17 protein-coding genes are annotated in these 20,054 nt (G+C 46.8%); 11 read left to right on the top strand and 6 right to left on the bottom strand.

Annotated elements, in window-relative coordinates; translation table 11 throughout:
• Positions 1-165 precede the first annotated feature (165 nt).
• The 7 genes from KHO06_RS21420 (at position 166) to KHO06_RS21390 (ending at position 6,700) form a co-directional block, all read left to right on the top strand.
• Positions 166-1,314 carry an iron-containing alcohol dehydrogenase gene (locus KHO06_RS21420; protein WP_043883406.1) on the top strand — a complete coding sequence of 383 codons (1,149 nt, stop codon included), beginning with the start codon at positions 166-168 and terminating at the stop codon, positions 1,312-1,314.
• 264 nt (positions 1,315-1,578) lie between these two features.
• Positions 1,579-2,217: a lysoplasmalogenase gene (locus tag KHO06_RS21415; RefSeq protein WP_045373460.1), complete on the top strand. Its 639-nt coding sequence runs from the start codon at positions 1,579-1,581 to the stop codon at positions 2,215-2,217.
• Positions 2,218-2,352: 135 nt separating this feature from the next.
• Positions 2,353-3,087: an amino acid ABC transporter ATP-binding protein gene (locus tag KHO06_RS21410; RefSeq protein WP_212583369.1), complete on the top strand. Its 735-nt coding sequence runs from the start codon at positions 2,353-2,355 to the stop codon at positions 3,085-3,087.
• A 3-nt stretch (positions 3,088-3,090) separates the two neighbouring features.
• Positions 3,091-3,888: an amino acid ABC transporter permease gene (locus KHO06_RS21405; protein WP_212583368.1), complete on the top strand. Its 798-nt coding sequence runs from the start codon at positions 3,091-3,093 to the stop codon at positions 3,886-3,888.
• A 9-nt stretch (positions 3,889-3,897) separates the two neighbouring features.
• Positions 3,898-4,716: a transporter substrate-binding domain-containing protein gene (locus tag KHO06_RS21400; RefSeq protein WP_045395799.1), complete on the top strand. Its 819-nt coding sequence runs from the start codon at positions 3,898-3,900 to the stop codon at positions 4,714-4,716.
• A gap of 152 nt (positions 4,717-4,868) precedes the next feature.
• Entirely contained in the window at positions 4,869-5,789 is a 921-nt protein-coding gene (locus tag KHO06_RS21395) for an amino acid ABC transporter permease (RefSeq protein ID WP_212583367.1), read from the top strand.
• 92 nt (positions 5,790-5,881) lie between these two features.
• A complete protein-coding gene (locus KHO06_RS21390; protein WP_045373456.1) occupies positions 5,882-6,700 on the top strand; it encodes an EAL domain-containing protein in 819 nt (272 codons plus the stop codon).
• 113 nt (positions 6,701-6,813) lie between these two features.
• Here the strand turns inward: KHO06_RS21390 and KHO06_RS21385 are convergent, their stop codons facing one another.
• Complete coding sequence (locus tag KHO06_RS21385) at positions 6,814-7,353, bottom strand: RNA-binding S4 domain-containing protein (RefSeq protein ID WP_105066083.1); 540 nt, start codon at positions 7,351-7,353, stop codon at positions 6,814-6,816.
• Positions 7,354-7,479: 126 nt separating this feature from the next.
• On the opposite strand from KHO06_RS21385, the gene KHO06_RS21380 reads away from it, so the two are divergent.
• Positions 7,480-8,433 (top strand): endonuclease/exonuclease/phosphatase family protein, encoded by a 954-nt coding sequence (locus KHO06_RS21380; protein ID WP_212583366.1) that lies wholly within the window; start codon positions 7,480-7,482, stop codon positions 8,431-8,433.
• Here KHO06_RS21380 and cra read toward each other — a convergent pair.
• Positions 8,423-9,418 (bottom strand): catabolite repressor/activator, encoded by a 996-nt coding sequence (gene cra, locus KHO06_RS21375; protein WP_038889264.1) that lies wholly within the window; start codon positions 9,416-9,418, stop codon positions 8,423-8,425. The two genes, KHO06_RS21380 and cra, sit on opposite strands and share 11 nt — an antisense overlap.
• Before the next feature lie 394 nt (positions 9,419-9,812).
• Between cra and fruB the strand changes: the two genes are divergently transcribed.
• Genes fruB through fruA form a run of 3 tightly spaced genes read left to right on the top strand, consistent with a single transcriptional unit; the run spans position 9,813 to position 13,697 of the window.
• Positions 9,813-10,946 carry a fused PTS fructose transporter subunit IIA/HPr protein gene (gene fruB, locus KHO06_RS21370; RefSeq protein WP_212583365.1) on the top strand — a complete coding sequence of 378 codons (1,134 nt, stop codon included), beginning with the start codon at positions 9,813-9,815 and terminating at the stop codon, positions 10,944-10,946.
• 11 nt (positions 10,947-10,957) lie between these two features.
• Positions 10,958-11,932: a 1-phosphofructokinase gene (gene pfkB, locus KHO06_RS21365; RefSeq protein ID WP_212583364.1), complete on the top strand. Its 975-nt coding sequence runs from the start codon at positions 10,958-10,960 to the stop codon at positions 11,930-11,932.
• A gap of 19 nt (positions 11,933-11,951) precedes the next feature.
• Positions 11,952-13,697, top strand: a complete 1,746-nt coding sequence (fruA, locus tag KHO06_RS21360) for a PTS fructose transporter subunit IIBC (protein ID WP_212583363.1) — start codon at positions 11,952-11,954, stop codon at positions 13,695-13,697.
• Positions 13,698-13,888: 191 nt separating this feature from the next.
• On the opposite strand, the gene KHO06_RS21355 is transcribed toward fruA, so the two are convergent.
• The 4 genes from KHO06_RS21355 to KHO06_RS21340 form a co-directional block, all read right to left on the bottom strand.
• Entirely contained in the window at positions 13,889-14,602 is a 714-nt protein-coding gene (locus KHO06_RS21355) for a hypothetical protein (RefSeq protein WP_212583362.1), read from the bottom strand.
• A 246-nt stretch (positions 14,603-14,848) separates the two neighbouring features.
• Positions 14,849-17,908: an efflux RND transporter permease subunit gene (locus tag KHO06_RS21350; protein ID WP_212583361.1), complete on the bottom strand. Its 3,060-nt coding sequence runs from the start codon at positions 17,906-17,908 to the stop codon at positions 14,849-14,851.
• Complete coding sequence (locus KHO06_RS21345) at positions 17,908-18,969, bottom strand: efflux RND transporter periplasmic adaptor subunit (RefSeq protein ID WP_077201749.1); 1,062 nt, start codon at positions 18,967-18,969, stop codon at positions 17,908-17,910. Before KHO06_RS21345 ends, KHO06_RS21350 begins: the two co-directional genes overlap by 1 nt.
• Positions 18,969-20,042: an efflux RND transporter periplasmic adaptor subunit gene (locus KHO06_RS21340; protein WP_045420735.1), complete on the bottom strand. Its 1,074-nt coding sequence runs from the start codon at positions 20,040-20,042 to the stop codon at positions 18,969-18,971. The genes KHO06_RS21345 and KHO06_RS21340 overlap by 1 nt, the downstream gene beginning before the upstream one ends.
• Positions 20,043-20,054 lie beyond the last annotated feature (12 nt).

The raw sequence follows: 20,054 nt of genomic DNA, 5'->3' as shown, positions 1-20,054 counted from the left end.
TTTGCCACGCACTATACTTGGAGTTCGTCACTCAGTTCCAGAGCAATGAACACAATTATGTAGGAATAGGCAACAAATTTGCAGAAATCGGCCTACTCAGCCACTCCAGCACGTACTAATATGCACATATTCACTCTCCTCACATTGGAAGCAAGAGGTATAATAATGAACTTTTCATACGTCAACCCAACTCAAATCTTCTTCGGCCAAGGCCAAATCGCTGCAATCAAAGACGCAATTCCTGCCGACCAAAAAGTACTTGTGATCTACGGCGGCGGCTCGATCAAGAAGAACGGTGTTTACGATCAAGTAGCGCAAGCATTGGAAGGCCGAGAGTGGCTTGAGTTTTCGGGTGTTGAGCCAAACCCAACCAAAGAAACACTAGATAAAGCGGTAGCTATCGTAAAAGAACAAAACGTTGATTTTATCCTAGCTGTAGGTGGTGGTTCAGTTATCGATGGTTCTAAGTACGTCGCAGCATCAGCAAAATACGACGGTGACGGTTGGGACATCATGGTAGGCAAGCATCAAGTAACCGAAGCAACACCACTTGCTGCCATTCTTACTTTGCCTGCGACAGGTTCTGAGTCAAACATGGGCGCGGTAATCACTAAGAAAGAAACGCAAGATAAATTGGCGTTCTTAGCACCTGCAGTTCAACCGAAGTTTGCAGTTCTTGACCCAGACGTAATGAAAACCCTACCAGAGCGTCAGCTTATCAATGGTCTGGTGGATGCATGGGTTCACGTTTGTGAGCAATATCTAACACTACCAACAGGCGCAATGGTTCAAGACGGTTACGCAGAAGCACTACTGAAAAACCTTAAAGTACTGGGCGATCAGTTCGCAGAGCGCGACAACGACCAATGGCGTGCCAACCTAATGTGGACAGCAAACCAAGCATTGAACGGCCTTATCGGTAGCGGTGTTCCTCAAGACTGGGCAACACACATGATTGGTCACGAGCTAACGGCGCTTTGGCACGTAGACCACGCACGTTCACTAGCAATCATCCAACCATCACTACTTCGTAACCAAATGCAGTTCAAACGCCCTAAACTTGAGCAAATGGGTCGCAACGTATTTGGCTTATCAGAAGGTGAAGATTTGGCAGAGCGCACGATTCAAGCGATCGAAGCTTTCTACCATCAGCTAGACGTCGCAACTCAACTTGAAGGTTACGGTGATGATCGTGAAGCCGCTATTGACTCAGTCATTGCACAGCTATCAAAGCATGGCATGACCGTTCTTGGCGAGAACCAAGCGATTGACCTAGAAAACAGTCGAAAAATTCTTGATCTAGCGGTCGCATAACGACTCGATCTATCAAATTACTGCCTTTTAACGGTATTGTGTCCGCGCAGACACAATACCGTTTTTTTATGGTAATTTAGCCGCACACTGACAAAACGATATAAATTGAACTTTTCTGCTAAAAAACTAACAAACAGGCGATAGTTCGATGTTGTTGTGTAAGCCGATGACCAAAAACAAACCAAGTGCTTACCAATCGAAGTGTCACTTTTTTGCTTGCTCATAAAAAATGAGCGTTTAGTCGTCTATTCAAGAGTTATTCGTATGTGGCTGATTGTCGTAGCTTGCGCGCTCATACATATCATCAGCATTAAGACTGGCCCTAAGTGGTTATTCTTTTTGACCAAACCGCTTCCAATCACTGCAATGATTGGGATGTTAATGCTGTCTCCAGCAAGTCACCTTCCCTACACCCAGTGGATCATTGGCGGGCTCTCATTGTCACTCATGGGTGACTTAATTTTGATGCACCCAAAAGACAAATTTGTTGCGGGTATTAAACTGTTTTGCCTTGCTCAAATTAGCTATGCCTTGGGTTTCATTAATATGGCGGCTTGGCATTTTACTCCATGGATTCCCTTTGCCGTATTTGGCGCAGGGCTGTGTGCCTATTTCTTTTTTAAGCCCGATTTAGGGAAAGAAAAGTGGTCGGTAGCTAGCTACATCTTTGTTTTGATGAGCATGCTTTGGATGGCATTGGAATACTACGCCAGTGGTAAAACCCAATCGTCGGCGTTCGCCGTACTAGGCAGCTTCATCTTCACCATGTCTGGTGTTGTCCTCGCCTTCGAACGATTTGGCAGTACATCGGTATTTTCTCGCCAAGTGGTGATGACAACTTATTACTCTGCACAGTTTCTTATCACCATGTCTGTCTTCGCAATTGTGATCCGTTTTCTTTAAAACTGACTATATTATCGGTTAGTTTTGTCATGAGTTATTTGCTCACCAGTTGGACAGTTTACCTCTGATAAACAGGTGCAATACGGTTAATAACTTGTTATTGTAGAAAGAAATTTATTCTAAAAGTTGGCAGCATTGAAAGAGAAAAATATCGTCGTAGAGTTTAACGGCGTAAACAAGTGGTATGGCGAATACCACGCCCTTAAAGACATTAATTTTTCAGTACACACCGGTGAAATCGTGGTCGTTTGTGGCCCTTCCGGCTCAGGTAAATCCACACTAATTCGTTGCATCAACCACTTAGAATCCATCCAAGAGGGCGAGCTCAGCGTCTTTGAGCATCCTGCAAATTCCAAAGCACAAAAACCGGGTAAAGTCGGAATGGTGTTTCAGCACTTTCATCTTTTTCCGCACCTCACGGTTTTAGAAAACCTAACTCTTGCCCCAATCCGCACTCTGAAGCTGTCGAAGCAGGAAGCAGAAGAGCGTGCAATGCATTATCTCAAGCGCGTTAACATCGAAGAGCAAGCCAACAAATACCCAATTCAACTGTCTGGTGGTCAGCAACAACGTGTGGCTATCGCACGCTCGCTCTGTATGGAGCCAGATTTATTGCTGTTTGACGAGCCAACCTCGGCGCTCGATCCTGAAATGATCAACGAAGTGTTGGACGTGATGGTGGAGTTAGCACAAAGCGGCATGACCATGATTTGTGTGACTCACGAAATGGGTTTTGCGAAAAAAGTAGCGAATCGAGTGGTATTTATGGACGAAGGTGAAATCATCGAAATGAACTCACCCGTTGCACTGTTTGAAACCCCTCAACACCCTCGTACACAAGCGTTTTTGAATCAGATTCTGAGCTACTAGCCAATGGTATTTCGAATCCTAAAACCCATTTTACAAGCCCTACTCCAAATCGCCATTCTTTTGATTGCGATCGTTTGGGTGCTTGATTCCGGCGCACAAGCGATGGGTTATCAATGGCAGTGGGAACGTGTGCCTGACTACATCGCGTTTTACGAAGATGGTGAATGGTGGCCAGCCGAGTTAATAGAAGGCCTCATCGTTACACTAAAAATCTCTGCCATTAGCCTGTTCTTCACATTAGTAATTGGTTTGGTTACCGCACTGCTGCGTCTAAGCAACTCCAAAGTTGGTAATGCGATCGGCACTACTTACGTAGAGTTAATTCGTAATACGCCATTGTTGGTGCAAATCTACCTACTCTATTTCGTGTTTGGCCCTGTCATCGGGCTAGATAGATTCAGTACCGCCGTTTTAGCGCTGTCCCTTTTCCAAGGGGCGTACACCGCGGAGATCTTCCGTGCAGGCTTAAACAGCATTCCCAAAGGTCAATTTGAGGCAGCGAAAAGCTTGGGGCTGTCCCCTCTCTTTGCGTACAAAGATGTGATTCTTCCTCAGGTACTCCAACGTACCTTGCCACCATTGACCAACGAAGTCGTGTCACTGATTAAAAACTCTTCGATTGTGAGTGTTATGGCGATCTTCGACCTCACCACCGAAGCGAGAAACATCGTTTCTGAAACGGCGATGCCTTTTGAAATCTGGTTTACTGTGGCAGCAATCTACCTTGCTCTCACATTATCACTTTCTGGCTTATCCGCTTGGCTGGAACACAAACTAGGAGCCAGTTGGCGCAAATTATAAGGAGATAACATGAAGTTATTCAAAGCGACCATTACTGCATTATTGGGGCTTGCGATTGCTTTACCTTCATTAGCCAATGAAGAAGCCGCAACACCGAACGTAGATCAAATCAAAGATCGTGGCACGTTGCGCGTTGGTATGTCGACATTCGTGCCTTGGGCAATGCGTAACAAACAAGGTGAACTGATTGGTTTTGAAATAGACGTGGCAAAACGCTTAGCCGCAGATTCAGGCCTCAAAGTCGAGTTTGTCCCAACCGCGTGGGACGGCATCATCCCTGCTCTATTAGCGAAAAAGTTTGACGTAATCATCGGTGGCATGTCGATTACTCCAGAGCGTTCAAAAAGCGTACTTTTCACTGAACCTTATTCACACTCTGGCGTACAAGTTGCCGCAAACAAAGAACTAGCAGAAGGTTTTAGCGAGTTTTCAGATTTTGACTCTCGCCGTGTGAAGATTGCCGCTCGTCGTGGGGCGTTCACAGTGCAAGTCGCGCGTGAGACTTTCCCTAAAGCGAAGATCCTTCAGTTCGATGACGACGCTCAAGCATTCCAAGAAGTACTAAACGGCAATGCACACGCAGTGATTGCATCAAGCCCGAAACCAGAGCACGAAGCGATCAAGCACGCAGACAAATTGTTCATTCCATTTTCAGAGCGTCTGTCAAAAGGCAATGAAGCCTTCGCCGTTCGCCTAGGTGAGGAAGACAAAAAGGCCTTCTTCAACCAATGGATTGAAGCTCGTACGCAAGACGGTTGGCTAGATGAACGTTACGAGTACTGGTTCTCAACGTTAGATTGGCAAGACCAAGTTGCACAAGGCCAATAGCCCTCGCAGTTACTCATAAAGTCATAAGCTGTCGCGGTTGCTCATAGCGTCAGAATAATGAGCACTTTCACAGCCATTGCAACTTTTACAATAAATACAATGACCGACTCGTTTAACGGGTCGGTATCTATCTTTACTACCGGAGTCAAACCTTGAGCGGACAAACCACCACTCGCGTTGCACCAACCAAAACCAATTCAGGCTTTTTCTTAAGTCGTTTTAACATACTTGATTGGGTGCTGCTGGCCATCTGTGCATTGGCTGGTGTTTGGCTTTATCATCGCTCTACCGTTGGCGTAAATTACATCTGGCATTGGAAAGAAGCCATTGACCTGTTGTTCACACCAAGAGCAGACGGCGGCTTACCGTATTTCTTTCAAGGCTTAATTTCAACGCTACGCCTTAGCGTCTGGGGCATCGTATTCGCGTTGGTACTAGGTACCTTGCTAGGATTAGCTCGCTTTTCTGATTCGGCATGGCTGCGCACACCAGCCAATGCGTTTATTCAATTGGTACGAAACATTCCGCCTTTGGTGTTCGTCTTCATCTTCTACTTCTTCATCTCTAACCAGTTAATCCCACTACTTGGGCTAGAAGACATTTTACGCAACTACCGCGGCGAACCTAACGCAGTTCAAAGCTTCTTCTTTGGTCCTGCTAACCTTTGGGAAAACTTAGCCTCTGGTGTCCTTTGTGTTGGTCTACTTTCCTCGGCTTACATCGCAGAAGTCGTGCGTGCTGGGTTGCAAAGCGTCGATAAAGGCCAATGGGAAGCCGCAGATTCGCTCGGATTATCATCTTGGGTTAAATACCGCTTTGTCATTGCGCCGCAAGTATTGAAAGCCATTACACCAGCACTGGCAGGTCAGACCATCTCTCTGGTTAAAGACACCTCCATCGTATCTCTTATCTCGATTCAAGAAATGACCTTTGTCGGCACAGAAATGGCGAACTCATCTGGCTACATTTTCGAAATTTGGCTAATTGTTGGCTTCGTTTACTTCCTGATTTGTTTCGGTCTATCAATGTTTTTCAGATACATCGAGAAAAAATCGGAATCTAATTCAAATTAACTCAATAGGCTTCAAAATAAGCCAGCGTAGCGCTTCAAATCGGAATTCCATCCTGTTACAGTCCTTCGCATGCTATTATTTTGGCGTTTTTCATGGAGTTAAAGAAGCAGTCCGATTACGAGCAGTACATAAGGCAGGACAGCCTTGGTGAATACTACGTTGTACTCAATCAATACACTTTTCACAGTGTTTATCAGCCTATCTTTGATAAACACCAGAAAATGATCGGTATGGAAGCCCTACTGCGCATTCGTGGTGCTGATGGTGCCTACATACGTCCCGATCTGTTCTTTACTGATAGCAGCATTGATACCCACTTTCGACTTTGCATCGAGTTCCTATCCCGAGCAATTCACATCCGCAACTTCGCTCGTCACTTTGCGGGCTCGCCGATCAAATTGTTTCTCAACGTAATGCCCCAAACGTTATTAACGCTTACCAATGACATGGGCTTTAAAGATAACGGATTACTCTACAAGCGATTATCTGAATTGGGTATGGCACCTTCTGATGTCGTCTTTGAAGTGGTAGAAGAAGCCTGTGGCGATACAGAGCTTTTGAGCCAAGCCGTAAAACTCATGCGCGCCAATGGCTTCTTGTTTGCGATTGATGACTTTGGCTCTCACCATTCTGATATGCCACGAGTGAAGCAGCTTTGCCCTGATATCATCAAGATCGACCGCTCTTACCTACTCGACTATTGCTCTGGTGACACGCTCGCGATAGCCAATGCAGTCGAACTCGCCGATCAGATGAACGCTAAAGTCGTGATTGAAGGCGTGGAAGAGAACAGCCAGCTATCCGCGATGCAAGCGCTCGACTTGGATTACTACCAAGGTTTTTATCTGGCGAAACCAAACTCGATTCACCATTGGACTGAGCAAAAAGCCCCAGCTAAGGTACTGCATTAAAAGCGATAACACAGAGACGAATTAAGTCGTTTTAGATACAAAAGCGCCGCCTAGGTTACTCACCAAGGCGGCGCTTTTCTGTTTATGTCGACTCTAATATCGAAATGAGACGTTTAGAAGAAGTCGATAGAGTTGCGGCCACTCTTAGGATCGCGAACCGCTTGAGGCTTGTCGTCTTTCTTGCCTTTCTTAGCAGATTGAGACAACGCTTCTTTCTGGGCTTTACGCTCTTTGTGTGCAGCTTTACGACCAGTCGACTTAGGGCCCTTAACGTTCGCTTTCTCGGTCTTTTTCGAGCGAGACTTTTCTTTACGAGCCGTTTGCGCTTCTTTCTTCGCCTTCTTCTCTGCTTTTTGCTCTGCAGTTTCTGGCTCAGTCACTGGCGCATCACACACAACAACATAATATTCTTGGTTGAACTCAAAGAAATCGCCGTCATACATTTTGCGACGCTTACGTGTTTCAAGCTCGCCGTTTACCGCAACGTAACCTTCTTCGATGATGTGTTTTGCCTCACCACCGCCACTCACCAAGTTTGCGATTTTGAAAAGCTTGTACAGCTCAATTGGGTGCGCGTCAACGTCGATACCGATCGCTTCGATCTCAATCTCTTCGCCTTCTAAATACTCTTCGTGTTCGTAATCTTGGGTCATGTTCGTTACTCATTTTTCTTGATGAACGGAGTTTAAACGGAATGCGTACAAATAGAAACGTGATCTTCACTCAACTTGTCCAATTGGGTATATACTCACCCAATAACTCCTTGAACGAGCGATATTTTGTCTAATAAGAACCACATTACCTTTGCCACCGCCAACCTATTGAACTTTGTCGCACCTCCTGGCGCATATTATGATTTCGAGAACATTTACTCCCTCGACGATTGGCAGGACAAACTCACTTGGACCAAATCGCAGTTCGATCAACTCAATCCAGACATCATCGGCTTGCAAGAAGTGTTCAGTATTGTAGAAACCAAAGCCTTCTTTGCAGAGATCGGTTACCAATACTTTGCCTGTGTCGATACACCGCATATCGAGGGCGACTACATATACTCTCGTCCTGTTGTTGCCGTGGCCTCTCGTTTTCCCATAGAGAGCTTTGAAGCGGTCACGTTCGATAAAGATACGCTCAATGCGTTTGGCGATATCGACGCACCGCCGTTCAGCCGCAAACCCGTTCGGGCAACCATTATTCACCCAATCATTGGGCATATCTGCGTGTACGTCACGCACTTGAAGTCACAACGCCCTGCAGACTCAGAGACACCAGAACAGGCCAGCAGACCCATTGCCCGCTGGCTATCAACACAACAACGGGGTTGGGAAGCTGCAATGCTGCGCGATGCAATGCAAAAGCACTATGCGAATAACCCGATGCCGACATTGTTGATGGGTGACATGAACCAAGCCATCACTAAAACGAGCGTTAATAACGTTTTGGTTGAACAATATAGTGACAGCGTCACTGACTTACGACTTTGTGATGGCTGGGAATTGCAAGTGGCACCATCGTTAGAATCAAGACCAGCAACACACTACCACTTCGCGAAAGGAAACGTCTTGGATTACATACTACTGTCGCAGGAGTTTGATGCGCACGCCGATGTATCCATAGCAGAAGTGACGAATTATCAAGTGCTGGATACACACCTAATTAACCCGTCTTTTGAGAGAGATAATAACGCCAGCGACCACGCCTTTGTGGCGCTGACAGTAGAAATTAAGCTTTAGCGTCGTTGTGACGTTTCACGATCTTACGCGGAATCAACTCCACCCCAGCCTTATAGCGTTTTGCTGAAGCATTGAGAGCCAGCTCCATAGCGCTGTCGGCAATCAGCTCAAATTGCTGTGGTAGCGAGTTGATTTTGATTGGCAGAAAGTCGAGTAAGCGGTTATCACCAAAGGTAGCCAAACGCACCTTACCCATCAGTTCAGGCTTTTCTAACATTACGTCCAACACGCCTTCTAGCAAGGTGTATGACATGGTCACTACCGCATCAGGTAGCTGGCCTTTTGCAATCCAACCTTCCAGTACCTTCTTCCCTTCTTCACGGGAGAAGTGCTGGCCATAGCCTACCAAAGCCTCGTTACCTTCTTGCTGGCAAGCAGAGCGGAAGCCCAGTTCACGCTCTTTAGAAACTTGAAGTTCTTCTAATGCGCCAATCAGACCGATGGACTCAATCTCCGAAGACAGTACTGATTCTGTCAGCTCAAATGCCGCATCGAAATCTTCACTGATCACACAGCAAAAGTGTTCATCATCCATAGGACGGTCGAGTGCGATTACGGGTGTGCCCGAGTTTTGCAGCTTTAAGTAATACTCACTGGCGGCAGGCATACTACTGGCGACAAACAACGCATCAATACGGCGGCTAACCAGCGCCTCTGCCACCTTCTCTTCGGTTTGCGGATTGTCGTCTGAGCAACCAATCAAAATTTGGTAGCCTGCTTTACGAGAGTTCTGCTCAATCAGTTTTGCTAAACGTGCGTAACTGGTGTTTTCTAAGTCTGGAATGATCAAACCAAACGAGCGAGAGTTGCCCGCTCTCAAAGAAGAAGCGGCGTGATCCGGTTTGTAATTGTAATGCTCAACCACCGCCATGACTTTCTTTTGAGTCTTTTCGCTGATGCGGTATTTCTGCGCTTTACCGTTAATCACATAGCTTGCCGTGGTCTTGGAAACCCCAGCTAATTTTGCTATTTCATCCAGTGTCATATTCTAAGCCCTGTTCTGTGCGCGGGATCATATTAATACATCAACGATCCTTCGATAAGTTGAATTATATGCTGAACCGATTCAGTATAAAAGCTGAAAGGATTCAGCAAAACTTAAAAATTGACGAGAGTCACCAAAATCAAGCAACACATACACGCTTTACTAGGCTATAAAAATAATAAAGCCGTGAACGGTTACCCCCTGATTTTAAAAACGGCTTCGCTGAATGCTTTAAAAAATTTGACCAATTGCTGAATCGATTCAGTCGCCTGTTAAGCAATACTGCTTCGTGAATAAATTGAGTTCAGCAACAACAGAACCACGCGTTACGCAGCCCAAACGCTGCGTAACCAAGATGAATTAGAAATAAAGACCTTAAGGCTGGAGAAGCACCATGCTTAAGCTAAGTAAAAACGACATTACCCTATCTCAATCCGCTACAGATAAGTTTGAAGCGATCAAAAACATCGCTCAAAGCCTGACAGACAAAGGTCTGGTTGAACAAGGCTATGTAGAAGGCATGCTAAACCGTGAAAACCAGAACTCAACGTTTCTAGGTAACGGTATCGCAATTCCTCACGGTACGACTGACACGCGCTCAATGGTGAAAACCACGGGTGTTGCTGTACACCACTTCCCAGAAGGCGTTGAATGGGGCGACGGCAACAAAGTATTCGTTGCTATCGGTATCGCCGCGAAATCGGACGAGCACTTAGGCATTCTTAAGCAGCTAACAAAAGTATTGAGTGCCGACGGCGTTGAAGAGCGTCTACGCAATGCGAAAAATGAAGACGACATCATCGCCCTACTTCATGGCGACGTTCAGCTAGAAGCGGATTTCGATGCATCTCTAATTCAACTGCAATTCCCAGCAAGCGACATGATTCAAATGAGCGCGGTTGCGGGTGGCCTTCTCAAAAACACGGGTTGTGCAGGTACAGAGTTCGTTGCAGACCTAGTAACAAAAACGCCAACACATCTAGGCCAAGGTCTATGGCTAGTTGGTAGTGATAAGCAAGTAACTCGCACCGGTGTTTCTTTTGTATCAACAGCAAATGATTGTGAGTTCAAGGGCGAGAAAATACGCGCTCTAGTCGCTTTTGCTGCTTGCAATAATGCTCACCAATCTATCTTAAGCACGATTTCAAAGCTTGTGTTCAACAACGAACACAGCAAGCTGCTTGATGGTTCTGCTGAACAGATCCTTGCACTGTTCAAAGGCGAAGAAATGGCAACAGAAGCGGCTGAAGATGGCAACACAGCAATCTTCAAGATCAAGAACGCACACGGCTTACACGCTCGACCAGGCGCGATGCTAGTTGCAGAAGCGAAGAAGTTCGAATCGAACATCCGCGTAGCAAATCTAGATGGCGACGGCAAAGCGGTGAACGCAAAGAGCCTAATGAAAGTTATCGCGCTAGGTGTGAAACACGGTCACCAGCTTCAATTCTCTGCTGAAGGTCCAGATGCTGCACAAGCACTTGAATCAATCGGCAAAGCAATCGCATCTGGTCTTGGCGAAGGTTAAGGGGCGAGAGAATGACAGCATTGAAAACAAACAAAGTCGTTACCATCACGCTTAACCCAGCCCTTGACCTAACAGGTTCGCTGGACTCAATTAAAGTGGGTTCTGTCAGCCTAGTTGAAAAGAGCAACCTACACGCGGCCGGTAAAGGCGTAAACGTAGCGAAAGTGCTTAGTGACCTAGGTGCAGACGTAACAGTGACGGGCTTTCTTGGCAAAGACAACCCAGAGCTGTTCCACCAGCTATTCAGCGATATCAAGGTTAAAAACGAGTTCGTTGAAGTCGAAGGCGCAACTCGCATCAACGTGAAATTGGTTGAAGCAGATGGCCAAGTGAGCGACATCAACTTCCCTGGCGTTCAAGTTACGGCAGAAGAAATCGCACGCTTTGAAGAAACCTTATTCCGCCTTGCAGAAACACACGATTACTTCGTATTGGCAGGCAGCCTACCGGGCGGCGTTACTGCAGAGCAATGCGCAGCATGGATTGAGAAACTGCATCAGCAAGGCAAGAAAGTCTTGTTCGATAGCAGCAAAGCAGCACTACGCTCAGGCATCGACGCTCATCCTTGGTTGATCAAACCAAACGACGAAGAGCTAAGTGACTTTGTCGGCGAACACCTAACCACACCAGGGCAATGCCAAGCAGCAGCGCAGACGCTAAGCGACAAAGGCATTGAGAACATCGTGGTTTCTATGGGTGCAGACGGCGTGATGTGGCTGAACCAAGGTGAATGGCTTCGCGCACAACCACCACGAATGAATGTTGTAAGCACCGTTGGCGCAGGCGATACGCTTGTGGCTGGCTTGTGCTGGGGTCACATGCAAGTGATGCCGAAAAACGATTTACTGCGCTTCGCTACCGCGCTTTCTGCCCTAGCAGTAAGCCAAGTTGGCGTTGGCCTAACCAGTCAGGAAGAACTGGAGAACATTAAGCTCCAAACCGAAGTTACCGAGCTTTACCCTAATACGAACTTAGACAAAAACTAAGGAACAGAAGGTTATCAGTATGAATATTGCCATTATTACAGCTTGTCCAAGTGGTGTTGCGAACAGCATCATTGCGGCAGGCCTACTAGAACAAGCAGCAGCTAAGTTGGGTTGGAACGCTAAGATTGAATGCCAATCAAACGTGGTTGAACCAACACTGCTAACAGACGCTGACATTGAACAAGCAGAAGCGATCGTAATTGCGGCTAACACTCCAGTTGATACTTCTCGTTTCGTAGGTAAAAAAGTCTACCAAGCAGATATCAGCACCGTTGCAAAAGACGCAATGGCTTTCCTACAGACTGCGGTTGAAAACTCAGCAACACTAGAGCAAGCAACCACAGTTACGGCACAAGTAGCATCACCAGCAGAAAGCGCATCTGCAACGAAGAAGATCGTGGCGATCACAGCATGTCCAACTGGCGTAGCACACACCTTCATGGCTGCGGAAGCGCTAGAGGAAGAAGGCAAACGTCGTGGTCACCAAATCAAAGTGGAAACGCGTGGCTCAGTAGGTGCGAAAAACCAACTGACTGACCAAGAAATCGCAGACGCAGATTTGGTCATCATCGCAGCAGACATCGAAGTACCTCTTGACCGCTTTAACGGCAAGAAGATGTACCGCACTAAAACAGGTCCAGCGCTGAAGAAAACCGCAGAAGAGATGGACAAAGCGTTTGAACAAGCAAGCGTATACCAACACTCTGGCTCTTCTAGCGCATCATCAGCGACAGAAGAGAAGAAAGGCGCATACAAGCACCTAATGACAGGTGTATCTCACATGCTTCCAGTTGTGGTAGCCGGTGGTTTGATCATCGCCCTATCCTTCGTATTTGGTATCGAAGCATTTAAAGAAGAAGGTACGCTGGCAGCAGCACTGATGAACATTGGTGGTGGCTCAGCATTCGCATTGATGATTCCAGTTCTTGCTGGCTACATCGCCTTCTCTATTGCTGACCGTCCAGGTCTGGCTCCGGGTCTTGTGGGCGGTATGCTTGCTAGCTCAACTGGCGCAGGTTTCCTTGGTGGTATCGCAGCAGGTTTCATCGCCGGTTACGCTGCTAAGTTCCTTGCCGATAAAGTAAAACTTCCACAATCAATGGAAGCGCTTAAACCGATCCTTATCATTCCTTTCGTGGCGACACTGTTCACGGGTCTGGTGATGATTTACATCGTAGGCGGTCCAGTTTCAGGCATCATGAACGGCCTAACTGACTTCCTAAACAACATGGGTTCTGACAGCGCAGTTCTACTGGGTATTATCCTTGGCGCAATGATGTGTTTCGACCTAGGTGGTCCAGTAAACAAAGCCGCTTACGCATTCGGTGTGGGTCTATTGGCTTCACAAACTTACGCACCAATGGCGGCAATCATGGCGGCAGGTATGGTTCCTGCGCTTGGTATGGGTCTTGCGACATTCCTTGCTAAGAACAAGTTTGAGCAAAGCGAGCGTGAAGCGGGTAAAGCATCATTCGTTCTTGGTCTGTGCTTTATCTCTGAAGGTGCTATCCCATTTGCAGCGAAAGATCCAATGCGTGTTATCCCATCATGTATGGCAGGTGGCGCACTAACAGGTGCACTATCTATGCTGTTCGGTGCAAAACTGATGGCACCACACGGTGGCTTGTTCGTGCTGCTTATCCCTAACGCAATCTCGCCAGTACTGATGTACTTGGTAGCAATTGCAGCAGGTACAGCGGTAACGGGCTTCACTTACGCGTTCCTAAAGAACAAATCAGAAGCGAAACAACAAGCTGCAGCTTAATCGCAAACAACGATTAAATAACAGTTAACAATGCCTCCCTCGATTTGGCATTCGACACCTCCCTCTAGCCTCGGCTTTGGGAGGTGTTTTTTATTATGCCCAAGTAACCTCGATAGCCATGGGATAACAAATACCATATCGGGTGCAAGCGCCCTTTTCTTGTTTAAGTTGGCAGTGTTTAAACCGACAATTTATTGCATTGGCACTGATTCAACATCCACATCACCGCTGCTCAAGTTCACTGTCGCATTGTAAACATTGTGTGGATCACCATGGTGTTTAAAGGTGAAGTGATACACGTTCGTAGGGGGCCAAATCTGCTTATCATCGGCTGGCATAATGTCGTAACCATCTTGTTGGTATAACTCGGTCGCCATAACATACGCCGTCGCGGTTTGTACCTGCGTATTGCGATCAACTTTAGGTTCTAGTGAAGGGTTCGTTGGGTAAGATTCACCGTTGTAACTCATCTGACGGTAAGCACCATTACTCCACACTACAAAGTCTTGCCAACCGTTACTGTAGCTGTCAATGAGTGCAATTGGTGTTCTTGTTACCGACATGCGGTTCAACACTTTGCCGTTGTTATCGAACATATACGCCGTGCAACCACCACTTCCGCAGAAGAAACGGTCTTGGAATAGCACCAAATGCTCTGCTGTGCCATCACTATTCAAATCCGCTGATCCAGTAACATAGCGAATTTTATCTGTTTCTAAAGAAAGGCCCTGTGGCATCAGAACGCTTTGGTCGATCCAAGTTGCAATTGTGGCTGCATCCGCGCTTTTTAATTCTACTGGCGCTTGAGAGTCTGCGTTATCGGTAGAGATGCCGTCTGTTGAAGAACAGCCAATTAGCGTCAGTGAGCCTAAAAGGAAGAGTCCGTGTAATCCGCGATTGTTCATTTGCGTTCGCTCTTTTATTGATGATGTGCTCTTAGTATACGCAAGATTTATCAATCGCTTGTAAGAAAATCATAAAAATCAGTGAGGTGTACACGAAACCACCAGCCCTTCTTTTCACCTTCTTCCCGCTTCTAGATTCTCGGATCTACTCCCTCTCGCATCTCAATTCTCTCCAATCAAAAAAGCCCTGAGGAATACCCTCAGGGCTTGGCAGGAATCTGACAATAAATAAAGCCAGGAAGTCCCTTATGCAGTGGTTGGTTTGATCTTAAACAGAATTGCAAACATGACTGGTACAACAATCAGAGTCAAAACTGTAGCAAAACCAAGGCCTGCCATAATCGTAATTGCCATTGAGCCGAAGAACGCATCAAACACCAATGGAATCATACCTAGGATGGTGGTCAGCGCCGCCATACTTACTGGTCGAACACGGCTGATCGCACTGTCGACAATCGCTAAGTAAGGATCTTTGCCCGACTCCAATTCAAGGTTGATTTGGTCTAGAAGTACGATACCGTTTTTCAGAATCATACCGCTTAAGCTCAATAGACCAAGGAACGCGGTAAAGCTGAATGGCATATTCGTGGTTAACAAACCAAACGACACACCGATGATAGACAGCGGAACGGTGAACCAAATAACCAATGGCTTCTTAAGTGAGTTAAACAGCAGCATCGTAATGATGAACATCAACAAGTAACCCATTGGCAGTGAGCCAAACAGACCTTCTTGCGCATCTTTCGATGATTCGTACTCACCACCCCAAGTAATTTCATACCCTTCTGGAATATGCAGTGCCATCACTTTTGGTTGAACACGAGCAAACAAGCTTGCCGCTGTATCATCACTCAGTACATCGTGGTCAGCCAGTACCGTTAGAGTACGCTTGCGGTCACGACGCTGAATTAACGGCTCTTCCCAATCCAGTTTCACTCCATCAATCACTTGATCAACTGGAATGTAGCTTTGAAGCGATGGACTCCAGATATTCACGTTCTGCAGTGATTCAAAATCAACACGTTCCGCTTCTGGCAGACGCGTCATGATAGGCAGAATATGCGTACCATCGCGAAGGAAGCCCAGTGTGCTACCACCAAACGCCATTTGTAGTGTGCTTGAAAGATCTTCTTTCGAGATACCTAAGCGGCGCGCTTTAGACTCGTTAAAAACAGGCACTAACTCTTTAGTGCGCTCACGCCAGTCATGACGGATATTACGAGCTCCCGGATCAGTATGCAGAATGTCTTCGACTTGCACCGCTAAGTCACGCAGCACTTGTGGATCTGGGCCAGTAATACGCGCTTCAATCTTAGACGCTGGTGACGGGCCGAATTCCATCAACTTGAACTGGAACGTTGGCTTGTCGAACGTCTTCGCTAAGCTGTCATCCAGCTTGTGCAGCAGCTTAAACATGTTCTCACGGTCTGTCGTGCGAACTTGGAACTGTGCGTACGCTTCGTAGCTTTTCTCTGGTTGGTAAGTCAGAGCGAAACGCTGCAAACCTTGACCAATCGAAGCTGAAACAAAATCAATGTCTTCTTGGGTACGAATGTAGCTTTCTACTTCTTCCGCGTTCTTGATGGTCTCGCGAATGTCAGTGCCTTCTGGCATCCACATATCAACGTAGAACATTGGCGTGTTTGATGGCGGGAAGAACTGTTGCTTCACACTACCAAACGCAACCACAGCACCAACGAGCAATGCCACCATGCCTGTTACCGTTAACCAGCGGAAACGAAGCGCCAGTTTAAGAGACGCACCAAACGCGACGAACAACCAACCTTTGTATGGGTCTTCGTCTTCAGCATCCGAACTCTTGTCTTCTTCTTTCAATAGAAGGTCTGCAAGGAATGGCGTTAGCGTAATCGCGGTAATCCAGCTCAAGAATAGTGAGAAGCATAGAACCCAGAACAGAGAACCCATGAACTCACCGGTCGCGTCTTGTGACAGACCGATAGGCGCAAATGCGGTAATAGCAATGACGGTCGCACCAAGCAGTGGCCACTGAGTTTGTTTGACGATATCTGTTGCCGCTTGAACTTTGGTTCGCCCTTTCTTAAGACCAACCAATATCCCTTCCACCACCACGATGGCGTTGTCCACCAGCATACCAAGTGCAATGATCAGTGCACCAAGTGAGATACGGTGCAGCTCAATGTTGTTGTAGTTCATCAAGATGAAGGTACCGAATACCGTCAACAACAGAACCAAACCGATGATCACGCCACTGCGCAAACCCATGGTGAACAGCAGTACGATGATTACGATAGCCACGGCTTCTGCCAAGCTAATAACAAACGCTTTAACTGAATCGTCTACTTCTTGCGATTGGTTGTAGAAGTAGTTCATATCGATACCAGCTGGCTTGATGGTCTCAAGGCTTGCTAGTTCAGCTTCAATACGTTGACCGACTTCTACTACGTTTACGCCAGACGCAAACGAAATACCGATGTTGATGGCTTTCTTACCGTTATACAGCAGCACATTGCCCGGCTTTTCTTGAATGCCACGGCTGATGGTTGCGACATCTTTCAAGCGAATAAGGTTACCCGTATCACGACCATGAATAATCAGGTTTTCTAGTGCTTCTACGGTGTTTAACGTACCGCTTGGGCGAATAATTAGGCTCTCGCCGTTTACCATTACCTCACCTGCAGATACCACATTGTTCTGTTGGTTCAGCAAGCCAGAAATTACATTCATGTCGAGGTTTAAAGCCGCCAAGCGATCCAATGAAATCTCAACAAACAGCATCTCTTGTTGGTCGCCAGCGATATCAACTTTACCCACGCCATCGATCAATTCGAGTTCACGTGTGAGTTGGTCTGCGTAACGTTTCAATTCTACGTAATCGTAGTCGTCACCCGTTAGCATCAGCATCACACCGTATACGTCGCCAAAGTCATCTATGATTTGCAGAGATTGAACGCCTTGCGGCAAAGTTGGTTGCAGATCGTTGATTTTACGGCGCATTTCATCCCAGATTTGCGGCAATTCATCCGGACCGTAGTCCATCTTCATACTCACCATAATCTGAGACATACCACTAGAGGACGTCGACGTGATCTTATCGATATAAGGCAGCTTACGAATCTCTTTCTCAAGCGGATACGTCAGCTCTTCTTCTACTTCTTTAGAAGTCGCACCAGGATAAGTCGCAATCACCATCGCATCTTTGATGGTAAATGCTGGGTCTTCCAATCGACCCAGTTCTAGGAACGACGTCACACCACCGACCGCTAGAATAACGATGAACAGCCAGCTGATGACTTTGTTCTTAATTGAGTATTCAGCAATGCTCATTATTGTTGTTTCTCCACCACATCCACATGCTTACCTTCGCGCAGTTTGCGTAAGCTGGAATTCACTAATACATCGCCTTGAGCAACACCTGATGACACAATTGCGCCTTCGCCATTCACTTGGTCGATAGACACTTCAACTTTAGTGACAGCGTCACCGTTTAATTTCCAAACGAAAAACTCACCAGCATGACTGCCCGCTTGAAGCGCCGTCATTGGGATGTTGTAACCATCAATCGAAGTAATACCCGCAGCGACCATGTCTACCGCAACGCTTACGCTGGTACCCGGCAGAATCTCTTGCTCAGGTTGTGGCATGGTTAAATACATTTGGTAAGTTTGCGTTTGTGCGTTTGGCTCACTGGTGTGCTCTAAGTAATCCAAAGAGTAAGATTTCGCGTCACCCGAGAACGTGGCTTGAGGCTGGTAGCTCATGCTTTGTGTATTTGGATTCACCATTGCTAATACGTTGTCTGACAATTCGATACGAACGTACACTTTGTCGCTCTGATAAAGGTTGAGAACCGGCTCACCAATCGCCACACGCTCAAAACGCTCTTTGAAAACATCCGAAACCTTGCCCGCAAACGGTGCAAACAAACGTGTGTAGTTCAATTGGTTAGTTGCGTTGTAAAAGTTTGCCTCGGCCAGTTCTTTGTTCGCCGTTAGCTCATCCAACTCCGCTTTTGAAATCATTTGGCGGTTATGCAGCTCTTCACCACGTTTAAGCTGGCGAATGGCGAGTGTGTATTGTGCTTCTGCGTCGTTGACCGCTTGCTTCTCTTTACTGTCATCTAGCTTGGCGATCATCTGGCCTTGTTTCACCGTGTCACCCGCCTTTACTAACACATGCTGAACTTCGCCTGCGCGACGAAACGCAATTGGTGTTTGCTCGGCAGGCACAACCTGACCTTTAAATGTGCGGTATTGGCTTTTTACGGGAACATCGACTGATACTGTCGAGACATACAGAGGCTGTTCTGTCACGACTTCATCCGTGCTATTACAACCAGTGAGTACCGCCAGTGCGATAGCCGATACTGTGAATAATGAACGTTTCATTAGATACCTTCCTCACGAACCCAAGCTTTCACAACTTGGCCTTCCACTAACCGTTCAACACCTGCGATAACCACGTAGTCGTTGTTATCTAAACCAGACTCCACAGCGCCATTAGCATTTAGTGACAATGTCACCTTATTTACTTGTTGTGTATCGCTGTCCATGACCCAAACTTCACCATGAGCCGCGTCTTTCGATACCCAAGCCGCATTTGGCAGCATCATCGCATTCGACACATTTTGCTTCGCAATGTGTACTTGGCCTGTCATGCCCGTTAGCAAGTTACGATCAGAAGGACGAGTAATCGTCACGATCGCTTCATAGCTGTTGGTATCGGCATTCGGTTGGGTTGAGATTTCTTTGAATGTGCCTTGGATGCGTTTGTTTGGCTCGCTGTCCATCGTCACCCACATCTCTGCATCTTTAAGTGCGTTGAGTGACACCGCTTCGGCGTAAGTCACCGGAAGAGTGAACGACACGTCCAACGTGGTGTTGTCGATTAGGTTTAGGATTTCTTGCTTAGCCGCCACCACTTGATAAGGCTTCACGTAGGTATAAGACACCACACCATCAAACGGCGCATGAATCTCTGTGTAGCTCAGGTCGGTTTTTGCTTGCTCTAAGTTTGCCAGTGCCGCTTTGTATTGGGTTTCTTGCTGGTCATAGCTATCAGTGCTGATCAGCTTCTTGTTGTACAAGCTTTTTGAGCGTTCCCATTGCGTTTTTGCTAATGCGTACTGCGCTTGTGATGCATCAAGCGCCAGCTGCAAATCTTTTGGGTCTAGCGTCGCAAGTACATCGCCCTGCTTCACCTCTTCACCCATTCGCACGATCAACTTCTCAATTTCGCCACCAACCTGAAACGAAAGTTGCGCTCTGTAGGTTGCATCTATTCGTGCAAGGAATGCATCGGAATCGGCAACCGTTAGATCATTAACAGCAAGCAATTTTACTGGTTTGATTAATGGTTCGGACGGCTCTGATACAGCTTTGTTACACCCTGTCAGCATCGTGGCGAGGCTCAATGCCACCGCTGCTCCGACAAATGTGCGCTTTAAGTATTGTTTTCGCACTGGCTTTCTCCA

The sequence above is a fragment of the Vibrio sp. B1FIG11 genome, from assembly GCF_905175335.1.
Classification (GTDB): Bacteria; Pseudomonadota; Gammaproteobacteria; order Enterobacterales; family Vibrionaceae; genus Vibrio; species Vibrio campbellii.
Note: the sequence above shows the minus strand (reverse complement) of the source record. Positions and strands in the feature narration are given on the sequence as shown.